Raw genomic sequence first — 26,631 nt, 5'->3', positions numbered from 1 at the left:
CTCGCGACGACGCGTCCTCGGCCGAGCCGTCAAGCCTTTGATTTAGCTTGCCCCGGGTACTGTGCATGGGTTGTTTTTCAGTTTTTTATCTTGGCATGTCCATCGCAGGAGCACGGACGACGGCCACGCCGTCATCCCGCCTTGGCGATGCGGCCGTCCGCCGCGCCCGAGCGCAGGTTCCGGAAGAACTTTTCCACCTCGCGCGACAGCGTGTCCGCCGTCTCCGTCAGGCTGCTCGCCGCCGTCAGCACGGAGGCCGCCGCCGTGTCGGTCTCGCCGATGGCGTCGCGCAGCGAGGTGATATTGGCGACCAGGGTCTCGTTGCCCTGTGCCGCCGATTGCGCGTTGGAGGAGATCTCGCGCGTCGCCTGGTCCTGCTGGCCGATGGCGCCGGCGATCGCGGAAGTGACTTCGTTGATCTCGCGCACCGCGCCGCCGATCTCGCGGACGGCATCGACCGCATTGCGCGTCGAGGCCTGGATCATCGAGACGTTCTCGCCGATCTCGGCGGTGGCCTTGGCGGTCTGGCCCGCCAGCGCTTTCACTTCATGGGCGACGACGGCAAAGCCGCGGCCGGCATCGCCGGCGCGGGCGGCTTCGATGGTGGCGTTGAGCGCGAGCAGGTTGGTCTGCTCGGCGATCGCCTGGATCAGGTTGAGCACGCCGTCGATGCGTTGCGTCGCTGCGGCGAGGCTCTCGATCTCAGAGATCGATTTCTCGGTGCGCTGGCCGGTCTGCTCGACCGCGCCGGCGGATTGCCGCACCTGGCGGCCGATCTCTTCCACCGAGGCCGACAGTTCCTCGGCGGCACTCGCCACCGCCGTGACGTTGTGCGAGGCCTGCTCGGTGGCGTTCGCCGCCGTGCCGGCGCGACCAGTCGCATCCGCAGTGACGCGCGTGATGGTCTGCGCGGTCTCGCGCATGGTGGAGGCGTTGTTGCTGAGGCCGCGCATGATGGCGCCGATCGCCTCGCGAAACGCCTCGACGGATTTTTCGATATGGCTGGCGCGCTCCTCGCGCGCGGCGGAGTCGTGCGAGACCTGCGAGGCGAGGTTGCGGTTGCGGCCCATCGCCTCCTGGAAGACCTCGATCGCGCGTGCCAGCGCGCCGATCTCGTCGGCGCGGCCGCTATAGGGCACCACGACGTCCTCGCTCCCGTCGGCGACCTGCTTGATGGTCGCGGTAATAGCCGAAAGGGGCCGTGCGATGGAGCGGGCAATGATAACGATGCCGATCACGACCAGGGCCAGCGCGATGCCGCCGAGACAGGTCAGGACGAAGGACAGCATGCGATTGGTCTCGGTCTCGCGCGCGATCTGCCTGGCGCGTTCGGCGTAGACCTTGGAGAGCGCTTCGAGGTCCTTGTTCAGCGCCGAGCGCACGCTGCGATTGGCGTCGTTGTCACCCCATTCGCGGCCCGCGGCCGCATTGATCTCGACGCCGCGGCGCACCAGCTCCTTGCGGAACTCGACGAACTGCTCGATCCGTTTCTTGAAGGTGGCGAACTGCTCGGCATCGTCGGCTTTGACGATGGTCTCCCAGCGCTTCACGACATCGAGGATCTGGGCGTTGAACTTGAGCAGGCCATCGCCGTATTTCTTCACGACGGCGGGCTCCGTCGACATGTAGACGCCGCGCGATTCCATCACGACCGCATAGACCAGCGAGTTGACCCGCTCGACGTTCAGCGCGGCGGCATTCGCCGTCTCGATCGCGCTGGTCAGGTCGGCGTTGCGGCGGCTGTTGTAGTCAGACAGCATCGCGATCGCCGCCGTGAGCAGCGCAAACAGCGCGAAGATCGCATAGAGCTTGGTGGCAAGCGTAAAGCGGCCGGCGAGGCCGGTGGCATTCCCAGATCGGTCTGATGTCATGGCGTTCAAGGGGCCCGAGATGGCCTGGAGCGGCCGGTGAGCACGGTCGTTTGGATTTGATGCAAAACTATGCAGAACGAAGATGGATGCGGCGTTAACGCCAGAGGTTGCCGCTTCGTCCTTAGTCGAAAGAAAGGTAAGATATTTCAGCGTCTTGATCTGAAGGTATAGTCTTGGGATCGCGCTGGAGTCGGCCGTTGGCCGACGAACCCGGAGGGGCCCCTTGGTCTACCGCCACACCATCGATGCCACGACCTATGCGTTTGCGGACCTGCGCGACCTCCTCGCCAAGGCGACGCCGCCGCGCTCCGGCGACCGGCTGGCCGGGATCGCCGCCACCAGCGCCGAACAGATGATCGCGGCGCGGATGGCGCTTGCGGATGTCCCGCTCGGACAGTTCCTCCAGGAAGCCGTTGTCCCCTATGAGACCGACGAGGTCACCCGCCTCGTCATCGACAGCCACGACGCCAAGGCCCTTGCGCCGGTGGCCTCGCTCACGGTTGGAGCCTTCCGCGACTGGCTGCTGTCGGACGCCGCGACGACCGAGGCGTTGCAAAAGCTCGCGCCCGGCATCACGCCCGAAATGGCGGCGGCCGTCTCGAAGCTGATGCGCAACCAGGACCTGATCCTGGCGGCGCGGAAATGCGAGGTCACCACCGCCTTCCGCAACACCATCGGCCTGAAGGGCCGGATGAGCACGCGCCTTCAGCCCAATCATCCGTTCGACGATGCCAGGGGCATCACCGCCTCGATTCTCGATGGCATCCTGCTCGGGGCCGGCGATGCCTGCATCGGCATCAATCCGGCGAGCGACGATCCCGCCGTGATCGCGCAATTGCTGCGGCTGCTCGACGAGATCATCGCGCGGTTGAAGATACCGACGCAGGGCTGCGTGCTGACCCATGTCACGACGACGCTGTCGCTGATCGGGCAGGGCGTGCCGGTCGATCTGGTCTTCCAGTCGGTTGCCGGCACCGAGGCCGCCAACCGCAGCTTCGGCGTCGACCTCGCGCTTCTGAAGGAAGCGCAGGAGGCCGGGCTGTCACTGGGGCGCGGCACGGTCGGCGAGAACGTGATGTATTTCGAGACCGGGCAAGGCTCGGCGTTGTCGGCCAATGCCCATCGCGGCGTCGACCAGCAGACCTGCGAGGCGCGCGCCTATGCGGTCGCCCGGGCCTTTGCCCCGCTCCTGGTCAACAGCGTGGTCGGCTTCATCGGCCCGGAATATCTCTATGACGGCAAGGAAATCATCCGGGCCGGGCTGGAGGATCATTTCTGCGGCAAGCTGCTCGGCCTGCCGCTGGGGGTCGACATCTGCTACACGAATCATGCCGAGGCGGACCAGGACGACATGGACAATCTCCTGACGTTGCTCGCCGCTGCCGGCGTCACCTTCATCATGGGCGTCCCCGGCGCCGACGACGTCATGCTGAACTATCAGTCCACGTCTTTTCACGACGCTCTCTATGTCCGCGACGTCTTCTCCCTGCGCCGCGCCCCGGAATTCGACGACTGGCTGGTGCAGGCAGGCATTGCCGGCACCGATCTCCGCCTTGCCGGCGATGCAGGCCTGCTTCCCGATTTTGCCTCGCGGCTGATCGCGTGACGCGGGCGACAGCCCAGGCCGTTAGGAAACCATTGGTCCCTCCAGGAATTATCCTTCTGCCACAATATTGAGAAATTCCGGCGATCGCATTACGCTATGTGTCTGGCTGGCAATTTCCGCACCATCGGTCAGTGTGGCGGGGGAGCTTTGATGCGAGCTGAAAGTAACGGAACGGCACGACGGATTCTCTGCGTATTTCCGCGCTACACCTCCTCATTCGGGACATTCGAGCATTCCTATCCCCTGACCGACGGCGTTCGCGCTTTCATGCCGCCGCAGGGGCTGCTGCTGATCTCCGCCTATCTGCCGAAAGACTGGCAGGTCAAATTCGTCGACGAGAACCTTCGCCCTGCGACGAACGAGGAGTTCGCGTGGGCCGAAGCAGTCTTCGTCAGCGGCATGCACATCCAGCGCCAGCAGATGAACGACATCTGCCGCCGCGCCCATGAATTCGATCTGCCCGTTGCGCTCGGCGGTCCCTCGGTCAGCGCCTGCCCGGATTATTATCCCTCGTTCGACTATCTGCATGTCGGTGAGCTCGGCGACGCGACCAACCAGCTGATCGACATCCTGTCGCGCGACACCTCGCGGCCCGAGCAGCAGGTGGTGCTGACCACCAAGGACCGCGTGCCGATGACGGAGTTTCCGATCCCAGCCTACGAGCTCGTCGACGTTAAGAAGTACTTCCTCGGCAGCATCCAATATTCCAGCGGCTGTCCCTATCAGTGCGAGTTCTGCGACATCCCCGGCCTTTACGGGCGCAATCCGCGCATCAAGTCGCCGGAGCAGATCATCGCCGAGCTCGACCGCCTGCGCGAATGCGGCATGACCGACACGGTCTATTTCGTCGACGACAATTTCATCGGCAACCGCAAGGCCGCAATGGACCTCTTGCCGCATCTGATCGAATGGCAGAAGCGGACCGGCTATGTCGTCCGGCTCGCCTGCGAGGCCACGCTCAACATCGCCAAGCGACCCGAGATCCTCGAGAAAATGCGCGAGGCCTATTTCATCACCATCTTTTGCGGCATCGAGACGCCCGATCCCGATGCGCTGAAGGCGATGCACAAGGACCACAACATGATGGTCCCGATCCTGGAGGGCGTGCGCACCATCAACTCCTACGGCATGGAGGTCGTGTCCGGCATCATCATGGGGCTCGACACCGACAAGCCGAACACGTCCGAGGCGCTGCTCTCCTTCGTCGAGGATTCCAGGATTCCGCTGCTCACGATCAATTTGCTCCAGGCCCTGCCGAAGACGCCTCTGTGGGACCGGCTGGAGCGCGAGGGGCGCCTGGTCGAGGACGACGGGCGCGATTCCAACGTCGACTTCCTGCTGCCTTACGACGAGGTCATCGCATCCTGGAAGCACGCCATGGCGGTCGCTTACGCGCCCGAGAAGGTCTATGCGCGCTTCCAGTATCAATGCGACCAGGTCTACGTGCATCGCCTGAAGATGCCGGTGCCGGACGAGATGAAGACCTGGCGCAACATCCGGCGCGGCCTCGTCATGCTGCGCAACATCTTCTGGAAGGTGGGCGTGCTCGGCGACTACAGGCGCGTGTTCTGGACGTTCGCGCTGGGACGCATCAAGCGTCGTGACATCGAAGGCCTGATCGGCTGCACGCTGATCGCGCACCATCTCATCACCTTTGCGCGCGCGGCCTCGAGCGGCAAGCAGAACGCCTCCAACTATTCGATCCGCCTGCGCGAGGCCGCCGTTCCCGCCGAATGATGCGACATGTCTGATCCGGCCCCGCCGCGCCGTCCGACGCTCGATCTGCGGACGTTCACGCCCGCACGCGTTGCGCTGGGCCGCAGCGGGGCAAGCGTTCCGACCCGTGCGCTGCTCGACTTCACGCTGGATCATGCCCGCGCCCGCGACGCCGTGCATGCCGCCTTCGATGCGCCGGGTCTGATCGTCGAGCTCGCCGGGCTTGGCCTCGTCGTCACCGAGGCGAGGAGCAGGGCGGTCGACCGCGGGGATTATCTGCGGCGGCCGGATCTGGGACGGCAGCTCGATGCCGAATCGGTCGACGCGCTGACACGGGTCGCTTCGGCGCCGTGCCAGCTCGCGGTCGTGATCGGCGACGGCCTGTCGGCTGCCGCGGTCCATGCCCATCCGGTGGCGCTGCTGACGCGCCTGATGCCGCTGCTCGCAGCCGGCGAGGCTGTCGCGATCGGCCATGTCGTCGTCGCCTCGGGCGCGCGCGTCGCGCTCGGCGACGAGATCGGCGCGATTCTCCATGCGCGCATGGCTCTGATGCTGATCGGCGAGCGGCCGGGCCTGTCGGCGCCCGACAGCCTCGGCGCCTATCTGACCTTCGCGCCGCAGCCCGGTCGCACTGATGCCGAGCGCAATTGCGTGTCGAACATCCACCATGCCGGGTTGAGCTATGACGAGGCCGCCTTCAAAGTCGCCTGGCTCGTCCGGGAGGGGCTCGCCCGGGCGACCACCGGCGTGGCACTGAAGGACGAGAGCGCGGACCGTGCGCCGCGTCGAATTGGCACGCCGCAGCCCGAATGACGGGCATTCCGGCAAAAATCGCCGCATCTTGATCGATTTGGGCGCCCTTCGCCTGCTTGCGAGTCGGGCTGTTGACCTGCTAAACCCCTCGCGGCGATTTTCCGCGCATTTTCAAGGGACAAGCCTCCCATTGGTATGGCGTTTTCAAGCCGTTCGCGGGGCGCAATAAGCTCTCAGACCGAGCCGATTTAGGAACTGGATAAGGCATGCTCGAAAAGCACAGCGAGAATGAGGTTCATGTCGACAAGGTCGAGCAGGGACCTACGTCCTCGATCGCCTTCGGGCTGGAGCGTCTCGGGCTGATCGCCGTCCGGGCGCCGATCGTCTCCTGCATCGTCCTGATCGTCCTGATCGTCGGCGCCGTGTTCGGCATCCACCGGATCAAGATCGACGATTCGCTGTCGCAGCTGTTCCGCTCCGACACCAAAGAATTCAAGCAGTACGAAGAGGTGACCAAGAAGTTCCCGGCCGAGGAATTCGACGTCCTCGTCGTGGTCGAGGGCAAGACCCTGCTGGCCCGGAACAACCTCGAGAAGCTGCGCGACTTCGTCACCGACCTGCAACTGGTCGAAGGCACCCGTGGCCTCGTCTCGCTGTTCTCGGCGCGCCAGGCGCCGGCGCCGGGCAGGCTGCCGGCGGCGTTGTTCCCGCCCGAGCTGCCCGAGGGCGCGGCCTATGACAAGTTCATCGAGACCGTCAAGAACAACGAGATTATCCGCGGCAAGCTGCTGTCGGAGGACGGCACGCTGGCGCTGATCGTGCTGTCGCTCGATCCGGAAGTGGTCGCCTCCAGCAAGCTGACCAAGACCGTCGCCGACATCCGCGCGCTGATGAAGGAGGATCTCGGCGACACCGGGCTCAACGTGCAGCTCTCCGGCGTGCCGGTGATGCAGCTCGAGATCCGCAACGCGGTCGAGCGCGACGGACTCACCTACAACATCCTCGGCATCCTCGCCGGCTGCATCATCGCGATCATCTTCTTCCGCAAGATCTCGTTCATGGTCGCCGCGGCATTCCCGCCGATGATCGCGATCCTGCTGGCGCTCGGCGCGCTCGGCTGGGCCAATTTCAATCTCAACATGTTCCTGAACGTGATGACGCCGCTCATCATGGTCATCAGTTTCTCGGACTCGATGCAGCTCACCTTCGCCGCGCGCGACCGGCTGATCGCAGGCCAGGACAAGTTCACCGCGTTCAAGAATGCGGTGCTGGTGGTGGGCCCGGCCTGCGTGCTGACGCACGGCACCGCCGGCATCTCCTTCATCGCGCTGCAATTCTCCGACTCCGACCTGATCCGCAAATTCGGCGAAGCCGGGCTCGCCGCCACCATCATCGCGCTGGTCGCGGTGCTGTCGCTGGTGCCGGTGTTCGGCGTACTGCTCGTGCGCAACGAGAAGACGTTCGCGGTCAAGTTCCAGGGCGCGGATGCCGGCGTCCAGGCGCTGCGCAATTTCTGCTACTGGATCGCGGTGCGCATGGTCGGCCGTCCCGGCCTGTTCAGCCTGATCGCAGTGCTGTTCGTCGGCGGCCTCGGCGTCATCTACGCCAATCTGGAGCCGCGCTACCGGCTCGCCGACCAGGTGCCGGACAAGCGTCAGGCGGTCGCCGCCAGCGACCGGCTCGACGCCAAGCTGACCGGCGCCAATCCGGTCAACGTGCTGATCCAGTTCCCCAAGGGGGAGACGCTCTATTCGCCGGAGACGCTCCAGACCATCGCCGACGTGCATGCGACCGTGGAGAAGGCGGCCGGCGTCGGCAACGTCTGGTCGCTCGAGACGCTGCGCCGCTGGCTCGCGGAGAAGGCCGGGAGCGCCGACGTCGCGACGCTGAAGGAATACGTCAACGTCATTCCTGAGCATCTGGTGCGGCGCTTCATCGATGCCGAGCAGGATGCCGTCGTGGTCGCCGGCCGCGTGCCGGACAAGGATTCCAGCCAGCTGCTGCCGATCGTCGACAAGCTCGACAGCGAGCTCGACGCCGTCCGCAAGAAGCATCCCGGCTACGAGATCGCGGTGACCGGCCTGGCCGCGATCGCCGCGCGTAACTCGGCCAGCATGATCGAGAAGCTGAACCATGGCCTCACGATCGAATTCGCGCTGGTCGCGATCTTCATCGGGCTCGCCTTCCGCTCCTGGGTGGTGACGCTCGCCTGTATCCTGCCGGGCATCTTCCCGGTGGTGATGTCGGGAACGGTGCTGTGGGCGATGGGCGAGGGACTGCAATTCGCCAGCGTCGTCGCGCTCACCGTCTCGTTCGGCCTGGGCCTCAGCGCCACCATCCATTTCCTCAACCGCTTGCGGCTCGAGAACAAGCCGGGCGTGGGTTCGGCGCTGGCGGTGGAGCGGGCGACCGTGCTGGTCGGCCCCGCGCTGATCCTGACCACGGTGGTGCTGGCCTGCGGCCTCGTCGTCACCGTGTTCTCCGACCTGCCGTCGCTGCGGCTGTTCGGCTGGCTCAGTGCTTTCTCGATGGTCATGGCCCTCGTCGCCGACCTCTTCATCCTGCGGCCGACGGCGATGTGGCTGATCAACCTGCACGCCAAGCTTCAGGGCCCCGACAAGCCGGCGATCTGAGCGGCGGGGCGGCTAAGGCATGTCTCGCGCTCATGCCTCGACGCGAATGATTCCGTACGGATTGAACTTGAAGTCGCCCTCGGCGTAGTCCTGCTCCCGCGATAGCCTGAGCTTGCGATCGCGCCGCGTCGCCTCGAGGCCGCGCTCGGCCATCGCATTCGCGATCTCCTCCATGAGCATCACCGCGGACCATTCGTTGCCGCGCGATTTGGCGACGACATGCTTTGGCGAAGGCGCGGTTGGCTGCAACGAGCCCGACGACCTTGAGCAGATGTCTGCGAAGCGGGTCCATGTCCGCGACAATGTCAGCAAAAAGCCCCCGGCTCGCGAGAACCGGAGGCCATGATCCTACCGAAGCGGGAAGGGGGTCAGCCCTTGGTCATCGTGATGTTGACGCCGCGGATTTCGCCCTTGGAAGAGATCTGCACCGTCTGCTTGGTGCCGTTGGTGCGCAGCGACAAATTGGCGGCAAATCCGTTGGCCTCGACGAACACCTCGATCTGGCCGCCGCCGGCAGTGCCCTGGAGGTTGCCGAAGATGTTGCGGCTCGACTCGCTCCAATTGCCGGAGATGCGGTCGCCCTGGCTCGTCACGTCGCTGGTGAGGTCGAACTTGTAGCTGTCGGACGCGCAGTGCAGCGCCTGCTTCAGGCTGAGGCCGCTGCCGGCAACCTTGTAGTCGGCCTTGCAGCGGATGCGCTCGGTGGAGCCGTCGGACAGCGACACCGTGCCGGTGCCCGTCCATGCGCCGTCGAAGCCGGCAAATGGACCGGACGACTGAGCATGGCTTGCCGACACTGAGAAGAGCAGCGCAGCCGCGATGCCGACTGCCTTGATTGCCTGTCCAGATCGCCCAAAGAATGTCATCTCAAATATCCCGTTTTGGAACGACGTCCGCTTACGCTTGAGAACGTCTCGCCACATCGAAAGTTTAGTGTTCCGAGCCTGTGTCAGGTTCAACGCCTGACCGCCAGAGATGGCGGTTCATTCAGGCCCACGCGCCATGTCCGGAACCTGCAATTCCCGTGTTTCCGTGTGTTTCTGGCCGAAATTGCGGGGCCGACAGATGCAGCTCTGCAACAGGCGTGCAGTAAAATGCGGGGTTCCTGAATTATGGCGTAGTATCAACCGTTTACATCTGCCAATGAAGGCGCAGGGAAGACCTGATTTGGTGGACGTGGCGCCAATTTGGCCGCATTTGCCAGTGCTTGTGCCTTCTCCGAGGCCGCACGTTCCGCGGCGACTTGCCATCAGAACAATCCATTCCGGCCATCCGCCCTGTGCAGCCCGGGATCGGTGTGATTCTGCCGTCAGAATGAAGGAATACAATGCGTAAGCTTCTCGTCGCTCTCACCCTGCTGTCGGCCTCCCTTTCGACGGCGGCGTTCGCCCAGCAAGGGCGTGGCACGGACGCCGAGCAGAAGGCCTGCACCCGCGATGTGCAGAAGTTCTGCCGTCCCGTCATCGACCAGGGCGATTTCACCGTCCTGGCCTGCCTCAAGGAGAACCGGGCCAAGATCTCCCAGGCCTGCGACCAGGTCCTGAAGAACCACAACCAGTAAGCTCGGCCGCTGGCCCATAGAGGCGGCCCCCGGGGCCGCCTTTTCGGCTGCGATCCGTAAAGGGCAGCCATCGAGAGACAGGATTGGTTTTGCGGCCGTATTCCCCTATATGGGGGCCGCGGCGGCACTGCCGGCATGAGCCCGCGCGAGCGACGAAGCCCCTCCTGTCCAAACGATTGTAAACCAGCCCTCGATGACCTCTGCGAGCGAATTGCGATCCGGCAAAGGTGACCGCGACGAGAATTTTCCCGTCGCGTCTTGGATCATTCATCCGCGTCATCGTGCCCTGATCCTGGCGTACTACAATTTCGTCCGCACCGCCGACGACATCGCCGACCACGCGACGCTGCCGGCCGACGAGAAGCTCGCTTATCTCGATCTGCTCGAGGCGGAACTGCTCGGCAAGGGCGACACCCAGCCCGAGGCCGTGACTCTGCGCCGTGCGCTGGCCGAACGCGGCATGGCGCCGCGCCATGCGCTCGACGTGCTCATCGCGTTCCGCATGGACGTGACCAAGCTCCGTTACGAGAATTGGGACGAGGTCATCCACTATTGCCGTTATTCGGCGATGCCGGTCGGCCGCTTCATGCTCGACGTTCATGGCGAGAGCACCTCGACCTGGGCGGCATCGGATGCGCTCTGCGCCGCGCTCCAGATCAACAATCACCTCCAGGATTGCGGCAAGGATTTTCGCGAGCTCAACCGCGTCTATCTGCCGCGCGATGCGCTGGCAGCGAGCGGCGCCTCGGTCGAGCAGCTCGGGCTGACGCAATCGCCGCCGACCATGCTGGCCTGCCTTCAGGCGCTGGCCGTGCGCAACGAAGCGCTGCTGGGCGAGAGCAAGTCGCTGAGCGCGGAGATCCGGGACTTCCGCCTCGGCGTCGATGTCGCGGTGATCCAGGCCTATGCCGACCGCATCGTGCGCCTGCTCAGGGTGCGCGATCCCTTGCGCGAGCGCGTGCATCTGAACAAGTTCGAGCTTCTCACCTTCAGCCTCGCCGGCATGATCGGCGAAGTCGGCCGCCGCGCGATCGGACGCAAGGCCATTTCCAGACCGGGGACTGCACATGACGCTTGAGGCGACCTCGCCCGGCGCCAATTATGGCTCGACCGCATCCGGCAGCTCGTTCTACGCCGCGATGCGCATCCTGCCGCATGACCAGCGCGAAGCGATGTTCCAGATCTACAGCTTCTGCCGCCAGGTCGACGACATCGCCGATTCCGACGGCCCGCGCGAGGAGCGGCTCGCCGCGCTTCAGCAGTGGCGCAACGACATCGATGCGCTCTACCAGGGCAATCCGCCGCCGCGGCTGAAGGACTACGTCGCCTCGGTGAAGACCTTTGGACTCAAGCGTGAGGATTTCCTCGCCATCGTCGACGGCATGGAGATGGACGTGCCGCAGGACATCCGCGCGCCCGACATGGCGACGCTCGATCTCTATTGCGATCGCGTCGCCAGCGCCGTGGGACGATTGTCAGTGCGGGTGTTCGGCCTGCCTGAAGAGGATGGCATCCTGCTCGCGTACCATCTCGGTCGCGCGCTCCAGCTCACCAATATCCTGCGCGACATCGACGAGGACGCGGGCCTCGGCCGGCTCTATCTGCCGCGCGAGGCGCTGCTGCATGCCGGCATCACCTCCAACGATCCGAACCGCGTCATCGCCGAACGTGCGCTGGCGAAGGTCTGCCTGCCGCTGACCCAGCGCGCCAAAGCGCATTTCGAGAAGTCGGACGAGATCATGAACCGCAACAAGCGCCGCGCGGTGCGCGCGCCGCGGATCATGTCGAAATATTATCATTCCATTCTGGACCTCCTGATCGCGCGCGGCTTCAACGCGCCGCGCGAGCCGGTGCGTGTGTCGAAGGTCACACGCGTCCTGATCCTGCTCCGTTACGCTTTCATCTGATGCAAAACACAGCTCACATCATCGGCGCTGGAATTTCCGGCCTCTCTGCCGCCGTGCGACTCGCCAATGCCGGCTTCAAGGTCGCCGTGCACGAGGCGACGCAGCAGGCCGGCGGCCGTTGCCGGTCCTATTTCGACGGCGCCACCAACCTCACCATCGACAACGGCAACCATCTGCTGCTGTCGGGCAACGGCCATGCCCGCGCCTACGCGCGCGCGATCGGCACCGAAGCGGGCCTCGTCGGCCCTGACAGCGCGCAGTTTCCTTTCGTCGATATCAAGACCGGGCAGCGCTGGCAGATCGATCTCGGAGACGGCCGGCTGCCGACCTGGGTGCTCGACGAGAGCCGTCGCGTTCCCGACACCGGGCTGACCGACTATCTCAAGCTGGCGCCGCTGATCTGGGCGTCGGAGGAAACGCTGGTTGGCAAGTCCATTCCTTGCGAGGGCGTCCTCTATCAGCGCCTGGTGCAGCCGCTGCTGCTGGCGGCGCTCAACGTCGATCCGCCCGAGGGTTCGGCCGGGCTCGCCGGCGCGATCGTGCGCGAGACGCTGCTTGCGGGCGGGCAAGCCTGCCGTCCCCTGATCGCGCGCGACGGCCTCAGCGCCGTGCTGATCGAGCCCGCAGTGAAGTTCCTGCAGGAGCGTGGCCACACCGTTCAGCTCGGCCATGAGCTGCACTCGTTTGCGACCGGCGACGGCAAGGCCAGCGCGCTGAATTTCGGCGGCGAGGACGTGATCCAGCTCGGTGAGGGCGATGTCGTCGTGATGGCGGTGCCGCCGCGCGCTGCCGCGAGCCTGCTGCCCGGCCTGAAGACGCCGACCGAATTCCGCGCCATCGTTAACGCGCATTTCCGCTTCACGCCGCCGCCGGGCTCGGCGCCGATCCTCGGCGTGATCGGCGGCGTCGTGGAGTGGCTGTTCGCGTTCCCGAACCGGCTTTCCGTCACCATCAGCAATGGCGACCGCCTGGTCGACATGCCCCGCGAGGAACTCGCGCAGGCGATCTGGAACGACGTCTGCAGGGCGGGCGGGGTGTCCGGTGAGCTGCCGCCGTGGCAGATCGTTCGCGAGCGCCGCGCCACATTTGCGGCCACCCCCGCGCAGAATGCCCTGCGCCCGGGTCCGGTCACTGCGCTGAAAAACCTGTTTCTTGCCGGCGATTGGACTGCTACGGGATTGCCTGCAACCATCGAGGGATCGGTCCGGTCCGGCGATCGCGCCGCCGATCTGGTTTTGGCCGCAAAGCGGCCCTGACGGGCCAATGTCCCGGTCAATTTCAATCGACTATCGGAGCAATCGAGCGACATGGATTCCGTGAACGCGACCAGCCGCGAAGCTTTGGAATCGAGCATCGCGTCGGCGACGCAAGGCGTGCTCGACTTCCAGCAACCCGACGGCCATTGGGTGTTCGAGCTCGAGGCCGACTGCACGATTCCGGCCGAATACGTTCTCCTGCGTCACTATCTCGCCGAGCCGGTCGACACCGCGCTTGAGGCCAAGATCGGCAATTATCTGCGCCGCGTGCAGGGTGCCCATGGCGGCTGGCCGCTGGTGCATGACGGCGAGTTCGACATGAGCGCGAGCGTGAAGGCATACTTCGCGCTGAAGATGATCGGCGACTCCGTCGACGCGCCGCACATGGTGCGCGCGCGCGAGGCAATTCACGCCCGTGGCGGCGCCATCAACAGCAACGTCTTCACGCGCTTTTTGCTCGCAACGTTCGGCGTCGTGACCTGGCGCGCGGTGCCGGTGTTGCCGGTCGAGATCGTGCTGCTGCCGTTCTGGTCGCCGTTTCATCTCAACAAGATCTCGTATTGGGCGCGCACCACGATGGTGCCGCTGATGGTGATCGCCGCGCTGAAGCCGCGCGCAAAGAATCCGAAGGCGGTCGGCATCGACGAGCTGTTCCTCCAGGATCCGCGCTCGATCGGCATGACCGCGAAGGCACCGCATCAGAGCATGGCCTGGTTCGTGCTGTTCCGCTCGCTCGACGCGATTCTGCGCGTGATCGAGCCGATGTTTCCCAAGAGCCTGCGCAAGCGCGCCATCGACGCGGCGCTCGCCTTCACCGAGGAGCGGCTCAACGGCGAGGACGGCATGGGCGCGATCTACCCGCCGATGGCCAACATCGTCATGATGTACGACGCACTCGGCAAGGACGAGAATTATCCGCCGCGCGCCACGACACGTCGGGGCATCGACAAGCTGCTCGTCATCAAAGGCGACGAAGCCTATTGCCAGCCCTGCGTCTCGCCGGTGTGGGACACGACGTTGACCGCGCACGCGCTGCTCGAAGCCGGCGGCGACAAGGCGGTGCCGGCGGCCAAGCAGGGCCTCGACTGGCTGATCCCGAAGCAGGAGCTCGAGGTGAAGGGCGACTGGGCGGTGAAGCGGCCCGACGTGCGCCCCGGCGGCTGGGCCTTCCAGTACAACAACGCCCATTATCCTGATCTCGACGACACCGCCGTCGTGGTGATGTCGATGGACCGCATGCGCCGGGAGCACGGCACGACCGGCTACGACACCGCGATCGCCCGCGGCCGGGAGTGGATCGAGGGCATGCAGAGCGACGACGGCGGCTGGGCTGCCTTCGACGTCAACAACCTCGAATATTATTTGAACAACATCCCGTTCTCCGACCACGGCGCGCTGCTCGACCCGCCGACCGAGGACGTCACCGCACGCTGCATCTCGATGCTGGCCCAGCTCGGCGAGACCGCGAAGAGCAGCAAGCACGTCGCCGATGGTGTCGCATACCTCAGGAAGACCCAGCACCCGGAGGGGTCCTGGTATGGCCGCTGGGGCATGAACTTCATCTATGGAACCTGGTCGGTGCTCTGCGCCCTCAATATGGCCGGCGTTGACCACAAGGACCCCATGATTCGCAAGGCCGCGGACTGGCTGGCCTCGATCCAGAACGACGACGGCGGCTGGGGCGAGGACGCCGTCAGCTACCGGCTGGATTACAAGGGCTGGGAGGCGGCACCCTCGACCGCCTCGCAAACGGCATGGGCTTTGCTTGCCCTGATGGCCGCAGGCGAGGTTGATCACCCGGCCGTCGCCCGCGGGGTGGAGTACCTGATTGCAACACAGAACAAAAAAGGACTGTGGGACGAGCAGCGTTACACCGCCACAGGCTTCCCCCGCGTGTTCTATCTACGTTATCATGGTTACCCAAAGTTCTTTCCGCTGTGGGCGCTGGCGCGGTATCGGAACTTGCGGAACACCAACAGCAGGGTGGTAGGGGTCGGAATGTGACTTTGGGGACGGGGGACTATTTTACCGCGGGTAATGCCATCGACCCGCGGCCGATACTGATCGTGACTGGACTGGTTCAAGAGGCCCGCATTGCGGCCGGGCCAGGCATGGCGGTCATCTGCTCATCCAGCAGCCCGACCCAGTTGCGGGCGCTTCTGACGGTGGTGGATCCCGAGACGATTCGCGGCGTGATCTCGTTCGGCGTGGCCGGTGGGCTCGACCCGACGCTGCGCTCCGGCGACGTCGTGCTGGCGACCGAGGTGCTGTCCGGCGACACCCGCTGGGCCGCCGGACTGTCGCTCGGCGACGACCTCATCGACCGCCTGACGTCGGGACGCCGCCGCGTGGTGCGCGGCAGCCTCGCCGGTGCCGAGGAAGTGGTCACGAAGCGGGCCTGCAAGGCGGCGCTGCATTCGGAGACGGGAGCTGCCGCCGTCGACATGGAGAGCCACATCGCGGCCGCCTACGCCGCCGAGGCCGGGCTGCCTTTCGCCGCGGTCCGCGTCATCAGCGACCCCGCCCATCGCGCGCTGCCGGCGCTCGCCCGCGCCGCGATCAAGCCGAACGGTCAGATCGACCTCGCCGCCGTGCTGCGCGGCATCGTGCGCAATCCCACCACGCTGCATGCGCTGGTCTCGACCGGCATCGACTTCAACCGTGCGCTGCGTTCCTTGCGCGGCTGCCGTGACTATCTGATCGGCACGGAGCTGATCGAGAGCGAAGAGCTGGTGTCGAAGGCGGCCTGAGCGGCTGCTTCGAACTGAGAAAAGATAAAGGCCCGGTCGCGATTGGCGACCGGGCCTTTTTCGTTTGGTGTGCGTAGCCTGGATGGAGCGAAGCGCAATCCGGGGTCTTGCAACACGGAGAGACTGTCTCGGACTTCACCTCGCTCCATCCGGGCTTCAGTTCGTAGGATGGGTTGAGCCCTTGCGAAACCCATCTCTTCCCAATCACGGCTCTCGGTAATCGCGGCCATCATCTGACTGATCGCTCACCCCGGTGCGTCTCACAAAACGCCGCGCGCATAGCTCGACATGATCCGTCAGCAACGATAGCTTCCGCTCCGCCAGATCAACGGTGAAGAAGAAGCATCCACCCGGAACGAAGTTGCGCGGTCCGCGGTCATGACGAGACGCTACCACGAAACACGTGCGATCGATTTCGCAAGAGCTCAACCCACCCTACCGGGCTACTGCAGCTACATCCGCGCCAAGCTTTGATTCAGATCAAGCATCTTGCTCGGAACCACGCTCCTAAATTGTACCTTGGCGGCGCGGTCTCTTGGACAATTGCTCTCCCCAATCGAGGTCCGGCATTACCGCGCCGGACTCGCTTTGCTGCGCGGTAAGCGCGTGGTCGGTCGCTGCGCTCGTGCAACAAGGCTCTCCTGAGCAATCTGTTTGTGGAGGAAAGCATGAGCGTCCAAAAAGAGCAGACACAAATATCGACACAAGCGCCTGATCTCGATCGTCGCCGCATCCTGCTTGGCAGCACCGCGCTTGCGGCTGCTTCCGCGCTGAGCGTCGGCGCTTCGGTCCGGATGGCACAGGCACAGCAACCGGTGCCGGCGCAACCAACCGGACGCCTCCCAAACGTCTTGGCGATCATGGCCGACGATATCGGCGTATTCAACGTCAGCGCCTACCATCACGGCCTCATGGGCGGGCGCACCCCCAACATCGATCGCATCGCCGGACGCGCCGCCTTCATCACCGGGCAGATACCGATGCGCACGGGCCTGACCGCGGTCGGACTGCCGGGTGCGCCGCAAGGGCTCATGTTCGAAGATCCCACCCTTGCCGATCTGCTCAAGCCGCTGGGCTACGTGACCGCCCAGATAGGGAAGAACCACCTGGGGGACCGCAACGAGTTCCTGCCGACCGTGCACGGCTTCGACGAGTTCTACGGCAACCTCTACCATCTCAACGCCGAGGAAGAGCCGGAACAGGTGGACTATCCGAAAAACGACCCGGCATTCCAGCAGAAGTTCGGACCGCGTGGCGTGCTGGACTGCAAGGCCACGGAGAAGGAAGACGCGACCGTCGACCAGCGCTTCGGCCGCGTGGGAAAACAAACCATCAGGGACAGCGGCCCCTTGACGAGCAAGCGAATGGAAACGGTCGAAGACGACCTGCTGCAACGCTCGCTCGACTTCATGGCGCGGGCGCGGGACGCCAACAAGCCCTTCTTCCTGTGGCACAACACGACGCGCATGCACGTGTTCACGCATCTGTCGGATCGCTGGAAAGGCAAGACGAAATACGGCCTCTACGCCGACGGGATGATGGAGCTCGACTTCGTGGTCGGCGAACTCCTGAAGAAACTCGACGAGTTGGGATTGGCCGACAACACCATCGTGATCTTCACCACCGACAACGGCGCGGAGAAGTTCAGCTGGCCGGACGGGGGGACCACTCCGTTCCGCGGCGAGAAAGGACTTGGCTGGGAGGGGGGATTCCGCGTGCCGTTCGTGATGCGCTGGCCCGGGCGGATTCCCGCGGGGCAGGTGCTCAACGGTATCTTCTCGCTGGAGGACGTGGTGCCGACAGTCATGGCCGCCGCTGGCGTGCCCGACGTGAAGGAGAAACTGCTCACGGGGTACAAGGCCGGCGACAAGTCCTTCAAAGTGCATCTCGACGGCTATAACCAGTTGCCCTACCTCTCCGGTCAGAGCAAGGAATCCGCCCGCCGCGAGTTCTTCTACTACGGCGAGGCCAATCTCTACGCCATCCGCGTCGACGACTGGAAGATCCACTTCCAAGTCAAGGACAACTGGTTCGCGGGGCAACTCGAGACGCCGACCGTGCCGCGGCCGGTGAACCTGCGAGTGGACCCGTTCGAGCAGCACATGGAGGCGCCCTACTACCCGATCTACGCGGGCCAAAAGCTATGGACGGTGGTGCCGGCCCAGGCGTTCGTGAACCAGCACCTGCAGTCGTTCAAGGCCTTCCCGCAGCGTCAGAACCCGGCCGGCTTCAATCTCGGCGACGCGGTAGGGCAAGCACTGCGAGCCACTTCTGTCGCAGGGCGGTAGGCAGGATTGGCTGCGCCTGTCTTGCCGCGTTGACGGGCGCAGTCGAGCTTGATCGATGCTGCATTGGCACCAAAGGCGGTTAGTTCGTAGGATGGGTTGAGCCCCTGCGAAACCCATCCTTGCCGATCACGGCTCTCCGTAATCGCAGCCATCGTCTGACTGATCGCCCGACCCGGTGCGTCTCACGAAGCGCCGCGCGCGCAAGAGCTCAACCCATCCCACGGACTAACGGCTGCCAAGGCCAAAATCGCCAGAGTGATCCGTTCCACCTGCCTCCTTGATGAAGGCGAGCAGGAGCGTGCTGAGCCGAACCGGCTGCTCCTGTTGGATCCAGTGGCCGGCGCAGTCGATCAGCTCGATGCCACCCATCCTCGTCGCCGCCTTCGTCCTCATGAGATCGAGCGCGCCCGGCGCCGCATAGGTGCCCCAATCGGGCAGAACGATCGATGTCCCGTCGCTCTTCATCGGTGGCTCGGGAGATAGCCGCTTGTCCGCCGCTGTCGGGAGCGCGTCGGTTGCCGCTCTTCAACCGGGGCCAGCATGGCATAGTGCCATTGTTTTGCCCGACGGGTCAAACGAAATTCTAAAAATACGAAATTAGTGCTGGCCTTGAATTGCACTGAAGCTGGCGGCGGACCGAATTGCCGGGCAGCATTCCGCAAGCCTCGCCATTACCCGTTTGCCGCTGATCTACGCGACGCGCCAATCGCCTAGCCAATTCGACATCGCGCCGTCTGGCAAGCGCGTCTCTACTGTGCATGGGGTTGTTTTTCACATTTTTGCAAGTTGGGCGGCCCGGCCCGGCCAGCAAAGGAGGGGAGGGAGCATAGCTCGCGGATCGGGCTCCGCTGTTCCCCCGACGCATCAGCGGGCAAAAAGAAAGGCCCGGTCGCCAATGGCGTCCGGGCCTTTCTGTTTGTGACTGTGGCTCGCGCGCTTACGCGGCCGTCGAAGCCTTCTGCGCGGCCTTCGCCTGCGCGGCGGCGGCTTCGTCCTTGCGGATCTCGGAGAGCTTCTTCTGGACCTGCTCCGAGAAGATGTACTGCGCCGGGCGCTGCTTGGACATGTCGATCTCCGGCGCCATCGGGCCGGAGGTCTTGATGCCGCGCAGCGACACCCACATCGCCTTCAGCGGGTTGTTGAGCGCGGCGGTCGCCGCCGTCGGCTCGTAGCCGCAATGGGCCATACAGTCGGCGCACTTCTCGTACTTGCCGGTGCCGTAGGTTTCCCAGTCGGTGGTGTCCATCAGCTCCTTGAAGGTCTTGGCATAGCCTTCACCGAGGAGGTAACAGGGCTTCTGCCAGCCAAAAATGTTGCGCGCGGGCATGCCCCAGGGCGTGCACTCGTATTCCTGGTTGCCGGCGAGGAAGTCCAGGAACAGGCCGGAATGCATGAAGTTCCACTTCTTGCCCTTGCCCATCGCGAAGACGTCGCGGAACAGCTTCTTGGTCTTGGTGCGGTTGAGGAAGTGCTCCTGGTCCGGCGCGCGCTCATAGGCGTAACCCGGCGACATCGAGACGCCGACGCCGAGCTCGACGGTGAGGTCGAGGAATTTTGCGATCTCCTCGGCCGGGTGGCCGTCGAAGATGGTGGCATTGACGTTGACGGTGAAGCCGCGCGCCTTGGCCGCCTTGATCGCGGACACCGCGCGGTCGAACACGCCCTTCTGCGACACCGCCTTGTCGTGATGGTCCTTCAGGCCGTCGAGATGCACGGAGAAGAACAGGTAAGGCGAGGGCGTGAACAGGTCGAGCTTCTTCTCGAGCAGCAGCGCGTTGGTGCAGAGCGAGACGAACTTCTTGCGCTCCACGAGGCCGCGCACGATCTCGCCGATCTCCTTGTGGATCAGCGGCTCGCCGCCGGGAATGGCGACCATCGGCGCGCCACATTCGTCGGCGGCGTCCCAGCACTCCTGCGCCGTCATGCGGCGGTTGAGGATCGCATCGGGATAATCGATCTTGCCGCAGCCGACGCAGGCGAGGTTGCAGCGAAACAGCGGCTCCAGCATCAGCACGAGCGGATAGCGCTTGCGGCCAAGCAGTTTCTGCTTGAGCAAATAGCCGCCGATACGCATTTCCTTGAAGAAGGGGATGGCCATTACAAGTTTCTTTCTGGGCTTGGAATTCGGGTGGGTCAGCTCGCAGCCAGTTGGGCCGGAAGCCGGAATTCGATGTTTTCCTCGCGGCCCGGCAGCACGGAGACCTGGACTGGTCCGATTCGCCGCATCGCTTCGATCACGTCATCCACAAGTACCTCGGGCGCCGAAGCGCCGGCCGTGACGCCGACGGTTCTGGCATCTTTCAACCACTCCGGATTGAGCTCGCTGCCGTCGGCAATCAAATAACTCGCGACGCCGGCTTCGGTGCCGATTTCGCGGAGCCGGTTCGAGTTCGAGCTGTTGGCAGCGCCCACCACCAGGATCACGTCGACCAGCTTGCTCAAATCCCTTACCGCAGATTGGCGGTTCTGTGTCGCATAGCAGATATCCCGGATATCCGGACCTTGAATATCTGTAAAGCGGGCCTGGAGGGCGGCGATGATGTCCCGGGTGTCGTCGACCGACAGGGTGGTCTGCGTGATGTAGGCCACTGGCGTATCTGCGGGCAGCGTCAGTGCGTTAACCTCTTCAACGCTTTGAACAAGCAGCACGGGGGCGGGAACCTGGCCCATCGTGCCCTCGACCTCGGGGTGGCCGGCATGGCCGATCAGGATCAGGGTGCGGCCCTTGGTGATGTAGCGCTTCCCCTGATTGTGAACTTTCGTGACCAGCGGGCAGGTGGCATTGAGCACCGGAAGGTCGCGCGCGGCAGCCTCTTCCTCGACGCTGCGGGCGACACCATGGGCGCTGAAGACCGTCACGGCCTTCGGCGGCACTTCGGACAATTCCTCGACGAAGATCGCGCCCTTGTTCTTCAGGCTCTCGACGACGTATTTGTTGTGCACGATCTCGTGGCGCACGTAGACGGGCGGGCCGTACTTCTCCAGGGCCCGTTCCACGATCTCGATCGCACGCACCACGCCCGCGCAGAAGCCGCGCGGCTGCGCCAGATAAACTTCCATGGGACGTCCATCACGCAAGTTGCACCAATCCGCTTCAAGTTTCCGGCGACACCCCGATATGACCAATGACGTGCAATATCCGCACCATTGGTCTCGCGCACGCGGTAGCCGCCCACCCCCGATGGGGGCTCCGGCGCATGGAGGCGCAATACTTTGTGTCAAAAAATCGGCAGAAAGGGAAGGTGGAATGAGCCTTGGGTTCCCAGTTAGATTAATGTAACGGTACTATAGTATGTAATTTCTGGTAGGCACGATGGCGACATTTGTGCTCACCCCTTCGTCACTTTCCCGCCTCAAGTCCCCGGCTATACCGACCGCCCCGCATGATTTTGCGACGGTCCTCCGCCGTTTACCTCGAACCTTCTCGCGGCGAGCGCCACTCAAAACAGCAATAGGTTTCGCCCGGGAACTCCGATAAACAGCGGGCGTTTCCGGCAAGCTGTTAACCGCAGAAAGAAAAGAAGTGCTGCAAAGCGTAGTCGTTGCCATTGTCAGGGCCTGCACCCGGTTTGCCACCCTCGTCGTCGTTCTCGGGCTCCTGCTGGCGGTGGGAGCGGGCTATTATGCTGCGCGCCATTTCGCCATCAACACCGACATCAATTCGCTGATTTCTCAAAATCTCGACTGGCGCAAGCGTGACCAGCAATTCGACAAAGCGTTCGATCAAAACGAAACGATCCTCGCTGTGGTCGAGGCCCGCACGCCGGAAATGACGAGCGCCGCGGCAGACGCACTCTATGCCAGGCTGAAGGACGACAAGACCAACTTCCAGTCGATGCAGCAACTCGGCAGCGGCGAGTTCTTCGAGAAGAACGGACTGTTGTTTCTGCCGACGGAAGAAGTCGGCAAGATCACCGGCCAGTTCGAATCCGCAGCACCCCTGATCGAGATCATGGCTGGCGATCCCTCGATCCGGGGCCTCACCGGCGCGCTGGAGACGGGACTTGCCGGCGTCAAGCGCGGGCAGGTCAAGCTCGACAACACCGAGCGTCCGTTCAACCTGATCGCGCAGACGGTCGAGACCGTGCTCAACAAGGGCAATGCGAGCTTCTCCTGGCGCGAGCTCGTCAGCGACGAGCCGCTGAAGGATTCGGACAAGCGCGCTTTCATCGAGTTCAAGCCAATCCTCGACTACAACGCGTTGGAGCCTGGCAAGGATGCCACCGACGCGATCCGCAAAGCCGCGGCCGATCTCGATTTTCCCACCAAGTACCAGGCGCGGGTGCGACTGACCGGCCCGGTCCCGATCGCCAACGAGGAATACGCGACCGTGCAGGAAGGCGCCGTCGTCAACGGCATCGGCACTGTCCTGGTCGTGCTGCTCATCCTGTGGCTGGCGCTGCATTCGGCGAAGATCATCTTCGCGGTGTTCATCAATCTCTTCGTCGGGCTTGCGATCACGACCGCTGCGGGACTGATGATGGTCGGCTCGTTCAACCTGCTGTCGATCGCGTTCGCCGTGCTTTTCGTCGGCCTCGGCGTCGATTTCGGCATCCAGTACAGCGTTCGCTATCGCTCCGAGCGCTACAAGCACAACGATCTCTCGGGGGCGCTGGTGCTGGCAGCCAAGCGTTCGGCCGTGCCGTTGTCGCTCGCGGCGATGGCGACAGCCGCCGGCTTCCTCTGTTTCATGCCGACCGACTACAAGGGTATCGCGGAGCTCGGCCAGATCGCCGGTGTCGGCATGCTGGTGGCGTTCGTCTCCTCGATCACCGTCTTGCCGGCAATGCTGAAGCTGCTGAACCCGCCCGGCGAGATGGAGCCGGTCGGCTACGCCTTCCTGGCGCCGCTCGACCATTTCCTGGAGAAACACCGTGTGCTGGTCGTCGGCGGCACGTTGCTGCTGGCGCTCGCCGGACTGCCGCTGCTCTACTTCATGAAGTTCGACTTCAATCCGATGAATCTGCGTAACCCGCACGCTGAATCCATCGCGACCTTCCTCGACCTGCGCAAGGATCCCAACACCGGTGCCAATGCGATCAACGTGATGACGACGTCGGAGGAGCAGGCGAGGCAGGTCGAGGCGAAGCTGGAGAAGGTGCCCGAGGTGCTGCGGGTGATGTCCCTCGACAGCTTCGTGCCGCAGGATCAGCCGCCGAAGCTGAAGCTGCTCGCGCAGGGCGCCAAGGTGCTGAACCCCGCGCTCAATCCCGACCAGATCGACGCGGCGCCGTCGGACCAGGAAAACGTCGAGGCGCTGAAATCCTCGGTCGACAATCTGCGCCGGACCGCGGGTGATGCGAAGGGACCGGGTGCGGTCACCTCGCGTCGGCTGGCGGACGCGCTCGAGAAGCTCGCGAATTCCGACGAGGCCACGCGCAACAAGGCGCAAGACGTATTCGTCACGCCGATGAAGATCGTCTTCGACCAGCTCAGGAATGCGTTGCAGGCCGAGCCGGTGACGTTGAAGTCACTGCCGCCCGATCTCGTCAGTGGCTGGAAGAGCAAGGACGGCATCATCCGCGTCGAGGCGTTGCCGAAGGGCGATCCCAACGACAACGACACGCTGCGCAAATTTGCAGCGGCCGTGCTCGCGGCCGAGCCGACCGCCATCGGCGGGCCGGTCTCGATCCTGAAATCGGGTGACACCGTGGTGAAGGCGTTCATCCATGCCGGCATCTATGCGCTGCTGGTGATCGGCCTGCTGTTGTGGATCACGCTCCGGCGGTTCGTCGACGTGCTGATGACGCTGGTGCCGCTGCTGGTGGCCGGCGCGGTGACGCTCGAGATCTGCGTGTTGATCGGCCTGCCGCTCAACTTCGCCAACATCGTCGCATTCCCGCTGCTGCTCGGCGTCGGCGTCGCTTTCAAGATCTATTATGTCGTGGCCTGGCGCTCGGGCAGGACGAACCTGCTGCAGACCAGCCTGACACGCGCGATTTTCTTCAGCGCGCTGACGACGGCAACCGCGTTCGGCAGCCTGTGGCTGTCGAGCCATCCCGGCACGTCCAGCATGGGCAAGCTGCTCGCCCTCTCGCTGGTGACGACGCTTGCCGCAGTGCTGCTGTTCCAGCCGGCCCTAATGGGCAAACCCCGCAATCTCAGGGAGTAGGCAAATGTCGCCGACGGCGTCGGCGGCGTTCTTCTGACCGGGCTTCGCGGCGGTGGGTTTCGGGGAGCCGGGTGCAGGCGCCGTGGCGCCCGTCGTTCCCTGGGCTTTCGGCGCCGCGCCGGAGGACTTCGGCGCGCCCTTGGCCATGGCGTTGGCGGGGCTTAGGGGGATCGGCGGGCCAACGCGGGTCCAGGTCTCACCGCCGCAGAGAAAGCCCATCACGCAGCCCTTGATTTCGAGCTGGTCAGAACCAGCAGGCGTGATGGTCGCGCTATAGAGCTGGCCGTCCTTGGCGTTGTAGACCTGCCCTTCCCACTGATCGACGCCGGGCTTCTTCTTCATGTCGATCAGGGTCGCCATGCCCAGCGTCGGCCTGTTCTTTTTTGAAGCATCCGGGTTGTTCTCGTCGCGGCCGCCGGGCTGTTTTTCCCAGGAAACCGCGCCCCACATGCTGCCATTGCATTGGGCGACACGGATGTTGGCGACGCCATCGGCGACCCGCCAGTCGCCGGTGGGGTCAGCGGCGAGCGCCGGGGTCAGACAGGTGTAACCGCCAGCCAGTATTATTCCGGTGTAAAGGGCTAAACGCATGAGTGTTCCTTGGCAGTGCAACATGGTCTAAAGCTGTGCTTGCGAAGATGGTCCGAAAAAGGGCAAAAGGCCGCACAGAGCGTTTTCGATAGCGGTCCGTTTTCAGTTGACGAGACGGCCCTCAACCGAAGTATGTAGCGGATGCACAGCCCAAATCCAGACATGTCTCAGCTATTCGCGGACCGTCAGGCCCAGCGCAGCGCCCTGCATAATCGGCATCTGAACGAGCAGTTCGTTCGGGTTCTCAAGACCATCGGCTACGATGTCGGTTTCCAGAAGGGGCAGGGGCAGTACCTCTACGACCGCGACGGCGCGCGCTATCTCGACCTCTTGTCCGGCTTTGGCGTGTTTGCGATCGGGCGCAATCATCCCGTCATGCGCGAGGCGCTCAAGAGCGTGCTCGATGCCGACCTGCCCAACCTCGTCCAGTTCGACGTCTCGGTGCTCGCCGGCGTGCTGGCCGAGCGCCTCCTGAAATATGTTCCCTATCTCGACAAGGCGTTTTTCGCCAATTCCGGCGCCGAATGCGTCGAAGCCGCGATCAAGTTCGCGCGCGGTGCCACCGGCCGTCCCGGTATCGTCTATTGCGCCCACGGCTATCACGGCCTGACCTATGGCGCGCTGTCGCTCACGGGTGATTCGAACTTCCGCACCGGTTTCGAGCCGTTGCTGCCGGGCTGCACCCCGATCCCGTTCAACGATCTGGCCGCGCTGGAAAAGGCGCTGGCCTCGCGCGAGGTCGCGGCATTCGTCGTCGAGCCGATCCAGGGCAAGGGCGTCAACATGCCCACCGACGAGTTCCTGCCCGGCGCGGCTGCGCTCTGCAAGAAATACGGCACGCTGTTCGTCGCCGACGAGATCCAGACCGGCATGGGCCGCACAGGCCGCTTCCTTGCGGTCGAGCACTGGAACGTCGAGCCCGACATGGTGCTGCTGTCGAAGTCGCTGTCGGGCGGCCACGTGCCTGTTGGCGCGGTGCTGACGCGCAAGAGCATCTTCGACAAGATCTTCAACCAGATGGACCGCGCGGTGGTGCACGGCTCCACCTTCTCCAAGAACGACCTCGCGATGGCCGCGGGCATCGCCACGCTCGACGTCATGGAGTCCGAGAAGCTGATCGAGTCCGCCGCCAAGCGCGGCGCCGAGCTGCGCCTGGCGCTGACGCGCATGGTTCCCGGCTACGAGCTGATGAAGGAAGTGCGCGGCAAGGGCCTCATGATCGGCGTCGAGTTCGGCCCGCCGAAGTCGCTGCGCCTTCGCGCCTCCTGGAACGTGCTGGAGACCGCCAACAAGGGCCTGTTCTGCCAGCTCATCACCGTGCCGCTGTTCAAGGATCACAAGATCCTGACCCAGGTCGCCGGCCACGGCAGTCACACCATCAAGCTGCTGCCGCCGCTTACCATCACCGAAGAAGACTGCAGCTGGATCGAGAAGGCGTTCGACGACGTCATCGCCGGCAGCCACAAGGTCCCCGGCGCGATCTGGTCGCTCGGCAAGACCCTGGTAGACAACGCGGTGCGACGGTCGGCGTAGCCTGAACTAACTCAGCAATCGTCATTGCGAGCGAAGCGAGCAATCCAGTATCCC

General features: G+C 64.2%; 21 protein-coding genes. 14 read left to right on the top strand and 7 right to left on the bottom strand.

Translation table 11 applies throughout. The features are described 5' to 3' along the window. Positions 1-131: 131 nt before the first annotated feature. Positions 132-1,871, bottom strand: a complete 1,740-nt coding sequence (locus NLM27_RS20130; RefSeq protein ID WP_254144961.1) for a methyl-accepting chemotaxis protein — start codon at positions 1,869-1,871, stop codon at positions 132-134. A 223-nt stretch (positions 1,872-2,094) separates the two neighbouring features. Between NLM27_RS20130 and NLM27_RS20125 the strand changes: the two genes are divergently transcribed. From NLM27_RS20125 to NLM27_RS20110, 4 genes are all read left to right on the top strand, one after another. Next, complete coding sequence (locus NLM27_RS20125) at positions 2,095-3,477, top strand: ethanolamine ammonia-lyase subunit EutB (RefSeq protein ID WP_254144960.1); 1,383 nt, start codon at positions 2,095-2,097, stop codon at positions 3,475-3,477. 150 nt (positions 3,478-3,627) lie between these two features. Then, on the top strand, positions 3,628-5,214 hold the full coding sequence (locus tag NLM27_RS20120; RefSeq protein ID WP_254144959.1) for a B12-binding domain-containing radical SAM protein: 1,587 nt from the start codon (positions 3,628-3,630) through the stop codon (positions 5,212-5,214). Positions 5,215-5,220: 6 nt separating this feature from the next. Beyond that, positions 5,221-6,006 (top strand): ethanolamine ammonia-lyase subunit EutC, encoded by a 786-nt coding sequence (eutC, locus tag NLM27_RS20115; RefSeq protein WP_254144958.1) that lies wholly within the window; start codon positions 5,221-5,223, stop codon positions 6,004-6,006. Between the two features lie 206 nt (positions 6,007-6,212). Continuing rightward, a complete protein-coding gene (locus NLM27_RS20110) occupies positions 6,213-8,579 on the top strand; it encodes an RND family transporter (RefSeq protein WP_254144957.1) in 2,367 nt (788 codons plus the stop codon). Between the two features lie 30 nt (positions 8,580-8,609). On the opposite strand, the gene NLM27_RS20105 is transcribed toward NLM27_RS20110, so the two are convergent. Continuing rightward, complete coding sequence (locus NLM27_RS20105; protein WP_254144956.1) at positions 8,610-8,753, bottom strand: hypothetical protein; 144 nt, start codon at positions 8,751-8,753, stop codon at positions 8,610-8,612. Between NLM27_RS20105 and NLM27_RS20100 the strand changes: the two genes are divergently transcribed. Next, the gene (locus tag NLM27_RS20100) at positions 8,752-8,925 is read left to right on the top strand and encodes a hypothetical protein (protein ID WP_254144955.1); all 174 of its coding nucleotides are present in this window, start codon (positions 8,752-8,754) and stop codon (positions 8,923-8,925) included. The two genes, NLM27_RS20105 and NLM27_RS20100, sit on opposite strands and share 2 nt — an antisense overlap. A 22-nt stretch (positions 8,926-8,947) precedes the next feature. Here NLM27_RS20100 and NLM27_RS20095 read toward each other — a convergent pair whose 3' ends face one another. Next, on the bottom strand, positions 8,948-9,445 hold the full coding sequence (locus NLM27_RS20095) for a hypothetical protein (RefSeq protein ID WP_254144954.1): 498 nt from the start codon (positions 9,443-9,445) through the stop codon (positions 8,948-8,950). Between the two features lie 461 nt (positions 9,446-9,906). On the opposite strand from NLM27_RS20095, the gene NLM27_RS20090 reads away from it, so the two are divergent. The 7 genes from NLM27_RS20090 (at position 9,907) to NLM27_RS20060 (ending at position 18,341) form a co-directional block, all read left to right on the top strand. Further along, positions 9,907-10,140, top strand: coding sequence for a hypothetical protein (locus tag NLM27_RS20090; protein ID WP_166817451.1), 234 nt, complete (start codon positions 9,907-9,909; stop codon positions 10,138-10,140). A 193-nt stretch (positions 10,141-10,333) separates the two neighbouring features. Then, positions 10,334-11,218: a squalene synthase HpnC gene (gene hpnC / locus NLM27_RS20085; RefSeq protein ID WP_254144953.1), complete on the top strand. Its 885-nt coding sequence runs from the start codon at positions 10,334-10,336 to the stop codon at positions 11,216-11,218. Continuing rightward, complete coding sequence (hpnD, locus tag NLM27_RS20080) at positions 11,208-12,047, top strand: presqualene diphosphate synthase HpnD (RefSeq protein ID WP_254144952.1); 840 nt, start codon at positions 11,208-11,210, stop codon at positions 12,045-12,047. The genes hpnC and hpnD overlap by 11 nt, the downstream gene beginning before the upstream one ends. Next, complete coding sequence (gene hpnE / locus NLM27_RS20075; RefSeq protein ID WP_254144951.1) at positions 12,047-13,303, top strand: hydroxysqualene dehydroxylase HpnE; 1,257 nt, start codon at positions 12,047-12,049, stop codon at positions 13,301-13,303. Before hpnD ends, hpnE begins: the two co-directional genes overlap by 1 nt. Before the next feature lie 51 nt (positions 13,304-13,354). Then, a complete protein-coding gene (gene shc / locus NLM27_RS20070) occupies positions 13,355-15,307 on the top strand; it encodes a squalene--hopene cyclase (RefSeq protein WP_254144950.1) in 1,953 nt (650 codons plus the stop codon). After that, complete coding sequence (locus tag NLM27_RS20065) at positions 15,304-16,053, top strand: phosphorylase (RefSeq protein WP_254144949.1); 750 nt, start codon at positions 15,304-15,306, stop codon at positions 16,051-16,053. Before shc ends, NLM27_RS20065 begins: the two co-directional genes overlap by 4 nt. Positions 16,054-16,721: 668 nt before the next feature. Continuing rightward, positions 16,722-18,341, top strand: a complete 1,620-nt coding sequence (locus tag NLM27_RS20060; RefSeq protein WP_254144948.1) for an arylsulfatase — start codon at positions 16,722-16,724, stop codon at positions 18,339-18,341. Between the two features lie 225 nt (positions 18,342-18,566). Here NLM27_RS20060 and NLM27_RS20055 read toward each other — a convergent pair whose 3' ends face one another. From NLM27_RS20055 to ispH, 3 genes are all read right to left on the bottom strand, one after another. Next, positions 18,567-18,806: a hypothetical protein gene (locus NLM27_RS20055; protein ID WP_254144947.1), complete on the bottom strand. Its 240-nt coding sequence runs from the start codon at positions 18,804-18,806 to the stop codon at positions 18,567-18,569. 472 nt (positions 18,807-19,278) lie between these two features. Next, complete coding sequence (gene hpnH / locus NLM27_RS20050; protein ID WP_212307648.1) at positions 19,279-20,439, bottom strand: adenosyl-hopene transferase HpnH; 1,161 nt, start codon at positions 20,437-20,439, stop codon at positions 19,279-19,281. Positions 20,440-20,474: 35 nt separating this feature from the next. Next, the gene (gene ispH, locus NLM27_RS20045) at positions 20,475-21,401 is read right to left on the bottom strand and encodes a 4-hydroxy-3-methylbut-2-enyl diphosphate reductase (RefSeq protein ID WP_254144946.1); all 927 of its coding nucleotides are present in this window, start codon (positions 21,399-21,401) and stop codon (positions 20,475-20,477) included. Between the two features lie 463 nt (positions 21,402-21,864). Here ispH and NLM27_RS20040 point away from each other — a divergent pair, with 463 nt between their 5' ends. Then, positions 21,865-24,453 carry an MMPL family transporter gene (locus tag NLM27_RS20040; RefSeq protein WP_254144945.1) on the top strand — a complete coding sequence of 863 codons (2,589 nt, stop codon included), beginning with the start codon at positions 21,865-21,867 and terminating at the stop codon, positions 24,451-24,453. Here NLM27_RS20040 and NLM27_RS20035 read toward each other — a convergent pair. Further along, positions 24,421-25,044, bottom strand: a complete 624-nt coding sequence (locus tag NLM27_RS20035) for a DUF2147 domain-containing protein (RefSeq protein ID WP_254144944.1) — start codon at positions 25,042-25,044, stop codon at positions 24,421-24,423. The two genes, NLM27_RS20040 and NLM27_RS20035, sit on opposite strands and share 33 nt — an antisense overlap. 141 nt (positions 25,045-25,185) lie before the next feature. On the opposite strand from NLM27_RS20035, the gene hpnO reads away from it, so the two are divergent. After that, complete coding sequence (gene hpnO / locus NLM27_RS20030; protein ID WP_254144943.1) at positions 25,186-26,577, top strand: aminobacteriohopanetriol synthase HpnO; 1,392 nt, start codon at positions 25,186-25,188, stop codon at positions 26,575-26,577. Positions 26,578-26,631 lie beyond the last annotated feature (54 nt).

It is taken from the genome of Bradyrhizobium sp. CCGB12 (genome assembly GCF_024199845.1).
Lineage (GTDB): Bacteria > Pseudomonadota > Alphaproteobacteria > Rhizobiales > Xanthobacteraceae > Bradyrhizobium.
Note: the sequence above shows the minus strand (reverse complement) of the source record. Positions and strands in the feature narration are given on the sequence as shown.

Excerpts from the sequence above, each read along its gene's own strand:
- NLM27_RS20130 (WP_254144961.1), bottom strand. The coding sequence starts at position 1,871 with ATGACATCAGACCGATCTGGGAATGCCACCGGCCTCGCCGGCCGCTTT.
- NLM27_RS20120 (WP_254144959.1), top strand. The coding sequence starts at position 3,628 with ATGCGAGCTGAAAGTAACGGAACGGCACGACGGATTCTCTGCGTATTT.
- eutC (WP_254144958.1), top strand. The coding sequence starts at position 5,221 with ATGTCTGATCCGGCCCCGCCGCGCCGTCCGACGCTCGATCTGCGGACG.
- NLM27_RS20110 (WP_254144957.1), top strand. The coding sequence starts at position 6,213 with ATGCTCGAAAAGCACAGCGAGAATGAGGTTCATGTCGACAAGGTCGAG.
- NLM27_RS20100 (WP_254144955.1), top strand. The coding sequence starts at position 8,752 with ATGAGCATCACCGCGGACCATTCGTTGCCGCGCGATTTGGCGACGACA.
- NLM27_RS20105 (WP_254144956.1), bottom strand. The coding sequence starts at position 8,753 with ATGGAGGAGATCGCGAATGCGATGGCCGAGCGCGGCCTCGAGGCGACG.
- NLM27_RS20095 (WP_254144954.1), bottom strand. The coding sequence starts at position 9,445 with ATGACATTCTTTGGGCGATCTGGACAGGCAATCAAGGCAGTCGGCATC.
- NLM27_RS20090 (WP_166817451.1), top strand. The coding sequence starts at position 9,907 with ATGCGTAAGCTTCTCGTCGCTCTCACCCTGCTGTCGGCCTCCCTTTCG.
- hpnC (WP_254144953.1), top strand. The coding sequence starts at position 10,334 with ATGACCTCTGCGAGCGAATTGCGATCCGGCAAAGGTGACCGCGACGAG.
- hpnD (WP_254144952.1), top strand. The coding sequence starts at position 11,208 with ATGACGCTTGAGGCGACCTCGCCCGGCGCCAATTATGGCTCGACCGCA.
- hpnE (WP_254144951.1), top strand. The coding sequence starts at position 12,047 with ATGCAAAACACAGCTCACATCATCGGCGCTGGAATTTCCGGCCTCTCT.
- shc (WP_254144950.1), top strand. The coding sequence starts at position 13,355 with ATGGATTCCGTGAACGCGACCAGCCGCGAAGCTTTGGAATCGAGCATC.
- NLM27_RS20060 (WP_254144948.1), top strand. The coding sequence starts at position 16,722 with ATGAGCGTCCAAAAAGAGCAGACACAAATATCGACACAAGCGCCTGAT.
- NLM27_RS20055 (WP_254144947.1), bottom strand. The coding sequence starts at position 18,806 with ATGAAGAGCGACGGGACATCGATCGTTCTGCCCGATTGGGGCACCTAT.
- hpnH (WP_212307648.1), bottom strand. The coding sequence starts at position 20,439 with ATGGCCATCCCCTTCTTCAAGGAAATGCGTATCGGCGGCTATTTGCTC.
- ispH (WP_254144946.1), bottom strand. The coding sequence starts at position 21,401 with ATGGAAGTTTATCTGGCGCAGCCGCGCGGCTTCTGCGCGGGCGTGGTG.
- NLM27_RS20035 (WP_254144944.1), bottom strand. The coding sequence starts at position 25,044 with ATGCGTTTAGCCCTTTACACCGGAATAATACTGGCTGGCGGTTACACC.
- hpnO (WP_254144943.1), top strand. The coding sequence starts at position 25,186 with ATGCACAGCCCAAATCCAGACATGTCTCAGCTATTCGCGGACCGTCAG.